5 protein-coding genes and 1 pseudogene are annotated in these 9,050 nt (G+C 76.1%); 3 read left to right on the top strand and 3 right to left on the bottom strand.

Annotated elements, in window-relative coordinates:
- Both D459_RS34425 and D459_RS0115790 read left to right on the top strand, forming a co-directional pair.
- Positions 1-181: pseudogene (locus D459_RS34425) on the top strand (hypothetical protein); the annotation flags it as partial.
- On the top strand, positions 178-1,728 hold the full coding sequence (locus tag D459_RS0115790) for an aldehyde dehydrogenase family protein (protein WP_017593983.1): 1,551 nt from the start codon (positions 178-180) through the stop codon (positions 1,726-1,728). The pseudogene D459_RS34425 and the gene D459_RS0115790, both read left to right, overlap by 4 nt.
- Positions 1,729-1,785: 57 nt before the next feature.
- Here the strand turns inward: D459_RS0115790 and D459_RS0115785 are convergent, their stop codons facing one another.
- Positions 1,786-1,965 carry a hypothetical protein gene (locus tag D459_RS0115785; RefSeq protein WP_017593982.1) on the bottom strand — a complete coding sequence of 60 codons (180 nt, stop codon included), beginning with the start codon at positions 1,963-1,965 and terminating at the stop codon, positions 1,786-1,788.
- A 240-nt stretch (positions 1,966-2,205) separates the two neighbouring features.
- On the opposite strand from D459_RS0115785, the gene D459_RS0115780 reads away from it, so the two are divergent.
- On the top strand, positions 2,206-3,258 hold the full coding sequence (locus tag D459_RS0115780) for a hypothetical protein (protein ID WP_152522992.1): 1,053 nt from the start codon (positions 2,206-2,208) through the stop codon (positions 3,256-3,258).
- On the opposite strand, the gene D459_RS0115775 is transcribed toward D459_RS0115780, so the two are convergent.
- The gene (locus D459_RS0115775) at positions 3,243-5,723 is read right to left on the bottom strand and encodes an ATP-binding protein (RefSeq protein ID WP_017593980.1); all 2,481 of its coding nucleotides are present in this window, start codon (positions 5,721-5,723) and stop codon (positions 3,243-3,245) included. The genes D459_RS0115780 and D459_RS0115775 overlap by 16 nt on opposite strands.
- A complete protein-coding gene (locus D459_RS0115770) occupies positions 5,708-8,968 on the bottom strand; it encodes a phospholipase D-like domain-containing protein (protein ID WP_017593979.1) in 3,261 nt (1,086 codons plus the stop codon). The genes D459_RS0115775 and D459_RS0115770 overlap by 16 nt, the downstream gene beginning before the upstream one ends.
- Positions 8,969-9,050 lie beyond the last annotated feature (82 nt).

The following is a 9,050-nucleotide window of genomic DNA, read 5'->3' as shown; positions in this document are numbered from 1 at the left end:
GGGGCACGCGGGCGCGATCGTGTCCGGGTCCTCGGGCACCGCCCAGGCCAAGAAGGAGGCCCTGGAAGCGGCCGGTGTGCAGGTCGGCCGCACGCCCAGCGCCACCGCCGAACTGGCCCGGCACACCGTCGCCGTGCTCGGCGCGGAGGCCGCCCCGGCGGCCGCAGGGAGGGGCCGGTGAGCGGGCTGCGCGTCAAACCGGGGACCGAGTGGGACGCGCTCTACCGCCGCTGCCGGGACGCCGCCCCCGAGGCGTTCGGCACCGACCGGGTCCGCAACCGCTGGGGCGGGGCCTGGCGCGCCGACGGGGAGCCGCGGCCCGCGCACTCGCCGGTGGACGGCACCGAGATCGCCGGGCCTCCGCTGCTCGGCGCCGGCACCGCGGAGAGCGCGGTGCGCGCCGCCGCCGACGAGCACCGCGTCTGGCGGGACGCCCCGCTGCCCGAGCGCAAGGCCCGGGTGCGCGCCGCGGTGGACGCCTGGAAGCGGCACCGGGACACCCTGGCGCTCGCCCTGGTCTGGGAGATCGGCAAGCCGTGGCGGCTGGCCTGCCAGGACGTGGACCGGGCCCTCTCCGGGGTGGAGTGGTACCTGGAGGAGATCGACGGGATGCTGGAGGGCCGCGCCCCGCTGGACGGCCCGGTCTCCAACATCGCCAGCTGGAACTACCCGATGAGCGTCCTGGCGCACGCGATGTGCGTGCAGGCGCTGGCCGGCAACGCCGCCGTCGCCAAGACCCCCACCGACGGCGGGCTGGTCTGCCTCACCCTGGCGGTCGCCCTGGCCGTCCGGGAAGGACTGCCGTTCACCCTGGTCAGCGGCGGCGGCCGGGAGCTCTCCCCGGCGCTGGTGCGCGGCCCGGAGATCGGCTGCGTGTCGTTCGTCGGCGGCCGCGACACCGGCGGGCAGGTCGCCGCCGACCTGGCCGACCTGGGGCGCCGGCACATCCTGGAGCAGGAGGGGCTGAACTGCTGGGGCGTGTGGGAGTTCGGCGACTGGGAGGCGCTGTCCGGGCAGATCCGCAAGACGTTCGACTACGCCAAGCAGCGCTGCACCGCCTACCCGAGGTTCGTCGTCCAGCGCGACCTGTTCGACCGGTTCCTCGCCGCCTACCTGCCCGCGGTCTCCTCGGTCAGGTTCGGCCACCCGCTGGCCGTCGCCGACCCCGGAGACGACCTGCCGGAGCTGGACTTCGGCCCGCTCATCGGGGCGGGCAAGGCCAAGGACCTCGCGGCCCAGGTCGACGAGGCGGTGACCGGCGGCGCGGTGCCGATCCACCGCGCCCCGGTGTCCGACGCCCGGCTGATCCCCGGCCAGAACGCCGACGCCTACGCGGCCCCGGCGGCCCTGCTCGAACCGCCGCGCTCCTCCCCGCTCTTCCACGCCGAACCGTTCGGCCCGGTGGACACCTTCGTGCTGGTCGACACCGAGGCCGAACTGCTGGCGGCGATGAACGCGAGCAACGGGGCCCTGGTCTCCACCGTCTCCTGCGACGACCCCGACACCGCCCGCCGGCTGGCGGCCGAGATCCGCGCCTTCAAGGTCGGCATCAATGCCCCCCGCTCCCGCGGCGACCGGGAGGAGCTCTTCGGCGGCCGGGGCGCCTCCTGGCGCGGCGCCTTCGTCGGCGGCCGCCTCCTCGTCCACGCCGTCACCCGGGGCCCGCAGGGCGAGCGCGTCCCGGGCAACTTCCCCGACTACACCCTGATCCCCGAGGGGCACGCCTGAAGCCGGAGACACGCCCGGGAGGCGGACGGCGACCGTCCGCCTCCCGGAGGCGAGGGGCTATTCGGCCTGCCGGCCGATCAGGGTCGCCGAACCCATCACCGCGGCTCCGCCGCCGCCCAGCGCGGCCAGCAGGGAGGCCGGCCACGAGGCGTCGGTGGCGAGGGTGAGCCCGCCGACGAGGAGGGCGGCGAAGCAGCCGACGAGGCCGATCACGGCCCAGTGGAGAGGGAGCTTCATGGCGGTGCACCTTTCCCGATCCGTTCCGGATTTCTTCCGCTGCCACCATGAAAGCGATCCCGGTGGAATTCACGTATTCCTTTCCGGGGGAGGTCCGGAGAAGTTCGGCGGACCCGCGGAACGGCGTCTCCGCGCCTGTTCCGCGGCCCTTCCGCCGCGGTTCCGCCGGCGTTCCGCGGCGGATCCGGCCGTCCGGTCGCCGCCGGGGAGCGGCCGGGCCGGGGCGGCTACAATCCCCGTATGGCAGCGGGTACCGATCGCGTGTTCACCGTTCGAATGCTGGGAGAACTCCAAGTGCACCGGGTCTCCGACGGGGAACGGGTGCCACTGGGAGAAGGGTCGGGGCCGCGCTGCGTATTCCTCCGGCTGATATTGGCGAACGGCGACTCCGTCCATATCGACCGCCTGCAGAGAACGCTCCAGGAGACCTCGGCCAGCGGCGACCTCCGCGCGCTCACGAGGAAGTACGTCGGCCAGGTGCGCACCGCCCTCGGAGCGGAGCCGGAGGTACTGGAGACCGAAGGGCGGGGCGACGGGCTCCGCTACCGCCTCGCCCCGGAGGCGTTCGGCGTCGACGCCCGGGACTTCGCCGAGGGCGTGAAAAGGCTCCCCCGGCCTCCCGCCGCCCCCGACCCGCGGGAGGTCGACCGGCTGCTGCGCATGTGGAGCGGGGACCCGCGCAGCCGGTACCGGCGGTTCCTGGACCCAGAGCTGTGGGGCGACATCTACCGGAGCCGGGACCGGCTGGCCGAAGCCGCCGCCCACCTGGCCGGAAACGGCACGGAGATCGGGGCGTGGCCCGGTTTCCGCTCCTGCTTCGAGCTGGACCAGGGCTTTCTGCGGAGCAGCGCGGCCCGGCGGATGGCGGAGGGGTCGGCCGCCCCCGAGCCGGCGGCGGAGCGCCGCCGGATCCTGCTGGTGGAGGACCGGTTCCACGACTGGTACCGCGAGCGGCTGGCCGGATACGACTGCGTCGTGGTCCGGTCACTGGCGGAATGGCACGCCCTCAAAGCGGGGGAACCGGGGCTCGACTTCGATCTGGCGCTGGTCGACCGCCACCTGACCGAGGAGTCCGACGACTCCGACGGCCTGGGCATCCTGGAGGAGATGCTGGACATGGGCTGCACCTTCCCCCGGGTGCTGATGACCGTGGAGATCCCCGAGGAGTACGACAGCGAGGAGATCAAGCGGCGCTACGGGGTGAGCACCATCGTGCAGAAGGACCGGAACCGCCAGAGGCCGGAGGGACTGAACCTGCTGCGGCAGGTGGTCCGCCGCTACACCGCGCGCTGACCCTCCCCCGGCAGCTCCCGGGCGAGCGGGAACCGCAGCCGCACCCGGGCCCCGCCCAGCCCCTCCGAGCGCGGGAAGTACTGCACGTTGCCGTCGTTGAACAGCACCCCGGCCTTGCCGATGGCCACGCCCCGGCCGGACAGGCCGCTGCCGTCCTCCCAGATCTCCTCCCAGCCGTGGTCGTTGAAGAGCCGGATCCGCTCCTCGTCGAGGCCGGCGCCGGAATCCTCGATGTCCACCTCGACCCCGGACGGGGCGTCGTGCCCGGGGTAGCGGATGCGCCGCAGCGCCATCCGGACCCGGCCGCCCCCCGCGGCGCGCACCGCCTGGACCGCGTTGTCCAGCAGGGCGTCCACGGCCACCCGGAGCATGTCCTCATTGGCCCACACCCACGCGCCCGCCTCCGGCTCCTCCACCTCCAACCGGTCGACCCGCACCTCCGGGGGCAGGGAGAAGCCCAGCCCGTTCCGGCACCGGCCGAGGAAGAGCGGGAGGTCCAGCCTGCTCCTCTCGCCCCTGCCGATCCGCCCGATCCGCGCCTCCCGGTACTCGTCCTTGCCGACCGGTGGGCGGTCCTGCCCGGCCTGCCGGGACTTCTCGTTGTGCCGCCAGATCTCCTCGTACATGTCCGCCAGACGGGGGCGGAGCGCGGCGACCGCGCGCTCGCGCCGCTCCAGGACGTGCCGCACCCCATCGGCGACGGCCCGCCGCAGGTGCTCCTCGCCGACCGAGGCCAGCAGCCCGGTCAGCCGGGGCGAGGCCCAGCGGTAGCCGCCGGGATCGCCGCCCTCCGCACGGAGCAGCACCCCGAACCGCTCGATCCGGGCCAGCAGCTGCTCCGGTGTGCTCTGCGCGAACGGCTCGGCGACGCCGGCGTACTCGAAGGCCGAGGAGACCTCGGCCGGCCCGATCCGGTCCTCCAGCGCCTCGCCGAACAGCAGGAGAACGCGGAGCACCAGTGCGGCCTCGCCGGTCAGCCGCTCGGCGCCGAGCACCTGCTCATGGCAGGCCAGCAGCGCGCCCCGGTCCTCCCGCCACCGGTCCACGTCCTCGATGCGCAGCCGCCCCGTGCCGGCGCGCGCATCGCGGACCAGGAAGTCCACCGCGGCCCGCAGCGCGACCGGGTGCTCGTCGGTCTCGTCGAGGAGGGTGTCCAGCACCCCGGGGTCGACGCCGACGCCGAGAAGGTCGAACCACCAGGCCAGCTCGTTGCGGACGGCGAGCGCCGGGGGGCGCTCCCCCGCCGCCACGTAAGGGGAGTCGGCGCCGGTCACCTGGGCCGGGGAGAGGCGGCGGCAGACCTCCCGCAGCAGGTTGACCCGCTGGAAGGCCGTGGTACCGGGGCCGCCGGGCGCGACGGAGCACAGCAGCCGCCGCGCGTCCACGGCGACGGGCCCGGCGGCCTCCTCCGCACCCTGGGGCGGCGGCGCCCCGTCCAGGGCCAGGCGGATCCCGGCCGCACCCGCGGGCGGCCGCCAGCCGGGCGGGCCGACCCACAGCGGCAGCGGCCGGGGCAGGGGAAGCCAGGGGAACCGCTCCTCGGCCGCCCCGAGCAGCTCGGTGCACCACCCCTCGCCGACCGCCCGCACCGGGCGGCCGCCGGAGGCGTCCTCGCCCAGGTGGGCGTCCCAGGCCAGGGCCAGCGCGCGCACCGCGTCCGCGCTCGGCTCCTCCTGCACCCCGCGCAGCGCCTCGACCAGCCCCCGCCCGGTGCCGGTCTCCGGCCACCAGGATTCCGCGAACCCGGTCGGCAGCCAGGCGCCCTCCCGGTACATCGCCAGCGCCTCGGGCACCGGCATCGGCAGCAGGAGACCGCTCCACCGCCAGGGGCGGACGTACTCGGGCCATTCGTAGGAGTGCGCGCCGGGGGGCAGCGCGATCAGGCGCTCGGCGGCGTCGAACTCGCCGCCCTTCAGGCAGTTCCGGGCGGCTTCGAGCAGCCCCTCGTCCTGGGGGCCGCCGCCGGCGAAGCGCTCCTCGGCGCGGGCGCTCAGCCGATCGCGCAGGCGCTCCTCCTGCTCGGCGATGCGCGCCTCCCAGTCCCGCAGCGCCGCGCCGGCCGCGCCGCGGCCCAGCGCGAGCACCTCCTCCGGGGCGAACGGCACCCGCTCCGAGGGGATCCGGGCCTTGCGCGAGCGCCGGAGCAGCCGGCCGATCCGGCGGTCCAGCCGGATCCGCTCCCCCGCCACGTGCTCCTCGACCAGGCGGAGGGCGCCCGGGTCGCCGGCCCGTGCCGCCTCCCGGGCGGCCCGGTGGTCGCCCTGCCCGAGCAGGCGCCGCACGCTCTCTTCAGGGTCGGCCACCGGGTCGGTGCAGCCCTCCAGGACCGCGTCGACCAGCTCGTCGGCGGCGGCCTCGCCGGAGGAGAGCAGCGGCAGCAGGCCGGGGAAGCGCCAGCGGTCGGGCCAGGCCCGCAGGGCCGCCAGGATCTCGGGGGGAGGTGGGGTGGTCACCTGCTGCTCCATTCCCGTATCAGTTCCAGCGGGCCCAGGGCGCGGCGGACGAGGTGCCGCTCCGGTTCGGCGACGTCCCGCACCGCGCCGAGCCACCGCTCCGCGCCGCCGGCCAGGCGGTGCACGGCCTCCTCGTGCTGCGGGGCGAGTCCGGGCACCGGGGGAGCGGTCCGGTCCTCGGCGGCCACCTGCGCGGCCAGGCGGCTGATCACCTTGAGCTTGTCGTCCACGTAGCCGCGCCGGCGGGCCGCGTCGATCCTGGGCATGGCCTTGGTACCGGGCAGGTCCCGGGTGGTGCGGTCCACCAGGTCGTCCACCGAGTCCTCGGGGTGCTCCCGGGCCCAGGCGGCCACGGCGGCGCCGTCGTGCGCGCGGACCGCCTCCAGCAGCACCCCGAAAGCGCCGTCGGAACGGAACAGCGCCTGGTGGGTGCGCCTGCCGGAGGTGAAGTCCAGGTGGACCGCGGAGGTCGATTCCACCAGGTCGAGCAGGCGGGCCCAGTCTCGGTCGACCCCGGCGCGGGTGCGCAGGACCGCGACGGCCGAGTCCAGCGCGTCCAGCGGGACCGCACCGGGGTCGCGCTCGGCCTGCCGGTGCTCCAGCGCGCAGGCGGCCAGGTCGCGCCAGGGCGGGCCGAGGTGCTCGGCGAGCACGGCGAGCGCCTCCCGGGCCTCCCCGGCCCCTGCGCCGAACAGCAGCTCGGCGGAGAGCAGCACGCCGAGCGCGACCAGCTCGTCCCGCCCCCCGGGCAGCGGGGCGGCGCCCGGCTCCAGCGCCTCCTCCGCGGTGAGCGCGGCGGTGACCGCGTGCTCCTCTAACAGGGGGGTGCCGCGCAGCGCCGCCAGGGTCGCGGTGACCGGGCCGGGGCGCAGGTCGGGATCGGCCGCGGCGGAGCGCAGCACCGCGGCCGCGGCGAAGTCCCCCTGCTCCCACAGGTGCGATAGGAGCCAGCCCCACCAGGGGCGGAAGCGGGGGGTGCCCCGCTCTTCGGGCGCCGAGCCGCGCAGCGCCTCGGCCACCGCGATGCGCATGTCCGCGGCCGGGAAGCCGGCGGCGTGCAGCTGCGCCAGCAGGGCGAGGACGCGGTCGCCGCCGCTCTCCCGCAGCTCCGCGATCCGCTCCCGGATCAGCCGGGCCCGTGCGGCGGGTCCGCCGGTGCCGAGCCGGGACAGGTCGTGGTCCAGCCGGGAGCCGTCGGTGCCGAACCGGGCGGCGTCCTCGGAGGGCGCGGCACCGGACCGGGGCGGCGGCAGCGGGGGGAGCTGCCGGGTGAGGTTCTCCACGAACGCGTCGACGGCCTCCCGGCCGGTGATCCGCACGCCGACGCCGAACCGGCGCAGGTGCCTGGCCCCCGCGGAGGTGCGCTGGTCGGTGAGCGGGTCGAACCCGCCCACCAGCAGCTCGTCGTCGAAGGCGACGAACCGGGCGTTGCTGCGCTGCTTGAGCGCGCGCACGTAGCGACGGCACTCCTGCAGCGCGCGGTTGGCCTGCTTGCCCGCCTCGCTGCGGTTGTCCGCCGGGCCGGGGTGGACCAGGGTGACCTGGGCGCCGTCCCCGTGGCGCGCCCGCAGCTCCTCCAGCAGGGCGCGGTCCAGGGTCCGGGCGTCCAGCCGGGAGCAGCCGATGACCAGCTGCCGGCGCGCGCTGCGCAGCGCCTTCCAGAGCATGTCGCGGTGCTGGCCGTCCAGCACCGTCGAGGCGCGCGGGGAGGGCAGCGCGTCGTAGGAGTCCTTCAGGTCGTCGGCGTAGGAGGTCCACCCGTCCCGCCACAGCAGAGGGTTGCCGGGCCGGGCGGGCTCGGGCTGCAGGTCCGGCTCCCACGGCGCCTCCTCCTCGCCGCCGGCCGGGGAGAAGTCGTGGTGCCGGGTGGACAGAGTGCCGCCGACCCGGTGGTCGGGGACGACCGTGACGGCCCAGGACAGCAGCGACTCGATCGGCGGGCACGGGCCCGCCGACGGCGCGGACAGCACCACCCCGGCCTGGCGGACCCCCTCCTGCGGCCGTTGCGGCAGCGGGCAGCCGGTCACCAGGGCGGCGCGGTCGTCGGCGATGGCCGCGGTGGTGTTGACCCGGCTGGACCTGCGGCCGAACTCGAACCGGCCGGGGTAGGAGCGGCGCAGGTCGATGAGCATGTTCCAGGCCCTGGACTCCAGGGTGGCGTCGTGCTGGGCGCCCCACAGCAGGACCACCCGGACCTGCCGCTCCAGGGCCAGGCGGAGCGCCTCGAACCAGCGGTTCAGCCCGTCGTAGCGGAGCACCGGCCAGACCAGCACGAGCTGGTCGCGGGCCTGGTCGAACAGGTCGCCCAGGGCCCGGTGGTGCTCCTCGGCGGAGTCGAGGGCCTCCACCCGGACCCGGGTCGCCGCCAGCCCGCGCAGCCGGCCGGCGATCGCCCGGGCCTCCTCGCGCATCCCCTCGTGCCGCTGCTCCCAGGACTGCGGAGCGGTGCCGGCGAGGGCCGCGGCCTCCTCCCGGAACCGCGCGATCCGCTCGGGCAGCGGGATCGACCCGGTGAACCCGTGGTCGACCCTGCCCCGGAGCTTTCTGGCGAACTCGCTCTGCGGTGCGGACTCCACCAGTTCGGCGATGCGCAGCTCGGCCCGCTCCCGGTCGGCCGCGGACAGGTCGCGGTCGTCCAACTCCACGATCAGCCGGTCGGCCGCATCGTCCCAGCCCAGAGCGGCCTCCACGGTGCGCCAGCGGCGGCGGCGCAGCCCGCTCCGGCCGTTGTCGGGGACGTGCGCGCCCAGGACGTGCCGGAGCGCCGCGCCGGGGGCGCCGCCGCGGGCCCGGGCCTCGGCGGTCGCCCGGGTCGCCCGCAACAGGTCCACCTGGGAGAAGCCGTCGGCGGAGGAGTCGTGGTCGGCGGGGACCTCGACGCCGCCCTCCGGCGGGGCGAAGGGGCCGGCCTCCGGCAGCAGCGCCCCGGTGAGGCCGTCCACCATGACGCGCCACTCCTGGGTGTCCACCTGGGCGGCGTCCAGCCGGTCCAGGGTGCCCTCCCGGGCGTGCCTGCGGACCTCGTCGGTGACGGCCACGGTGGCGGCCCGCATGTCCACCGCCAGGTAGCCCTTGTGCCACAGGTCGTCCACCAGGTCCACGGTGACCCGCTCGCCGATGCCGAGCAGCTCCACCAGGTCGGGCAGGTAGTAGCGGGCCTCCGCGGAGTAGGGCTCGGCCTCCGGCGGGCCCAGGGCCACCACGGCCAGCACCGTCTGCTCCATCCGGGACAGCACCCGGTCGTAGCCGAGCTGCACCCGGACCGGGAGCAGTTCGCAGGGGATCGCGAGGCGGGTCGTGCTCAGTGTTCCTCCCTCACCGTCGTCGTCCCGGCCGGCC

This window comes from Nocardiopsis potens DSM 45234 (genome assembly GCF_000341105.1).
Lineage (GTDB): Bacteria > Actinomycetota > Actinomycetes > Streptosporangiales > Streptosporangiaceae > Nocardiopsis_A > Nocardiopsis_A potens.
This window is presented reverse-complemented; position numbering and strand designations above follow the sequence as displayed.

What these genes read in the sequence shown, in the direction of transcription:
- D459_RS0115785 (WP_017593982.1), bottom strand. Translation starts at nt 1,965, where the DNA reads ATGAAGCTCCCTCTCCACTGGGCCGTGATCGGCCTCGTCGGCTGCTTC.
- D459_RS0115780 (WP_152522992.1), top strand. Translation starts at nt 2,206, where the DNA reads ATGGCAGCGGGTACCGATCGCGTGTTCACCGTTCGAATGCTGGGAGAA.
- D459_RS0115775 (WP_017593980.1), bottom strand. Translation starts at nt 5,723, where the DNA reads ATGGAGCAGCAGGTGACCACCCCACCTCCCCCCGAGATCCTGGCGGCC.